The sequence below is a fragment of the Paraburkholderia sp. SIMBA_027 genome, from assembly GCF_046535315.1.
GTDB lineage: Bacteria > Pseudomonadota > Gammaproteobacteria > Burkholderiales > Burkholderiaceae > Paraburkholderia > Paraburkholderia tropica.
The window spans coordinates 1-271 of sequence record NZ_JAWRWY010000598.1; the positions used below are offsets into that span (position 1 = coordinate 1).

The following is a 271-nucleotide window of genomic DNA, read 5'->3' on the forward strand; positions in this document are numbered from 1 at the left end:
CTTTCAGCGGAGGAAATGCCCCGGGAACTCCTTCTCCGCTTGCCTGATGGCAGGAAGCACAGTTTGCGGTAAAAAGCTCTCCTCCATCAGGAAGATTGGATGAACCGGCAGCTCCCTCACCCTCTTTTTTTACCTGCTTGTAAAGAAATGGCGGAACAATAGATTTATCGGTGTAATCGGTCTGTTTAAGTGATTTCAGATAGGCTACCAGCTGAAGAGCCTTTTGTGTAGCTACTATTTTCTTTCTTTTATTTTTAATAAATTTCTCCGG

The 271-nt window shown here is 44.3% G+C and carries 1 protein-coding gene; it reads right to left on the bottom strand.

Annotation, left to right across the window (positions count from 1 at the left end):
- A partial coding sequence (locus tag SB764_RS40405) for a c-type cytochrome (RefSeq protein WP_410866811.1) occupies nucleotides 1–259 on the bottom strand: 259 nt, incomplete at its 3' end.
- Between the last annotated feature and the right edge of the window lie 12 nt (nucleotides 260–271).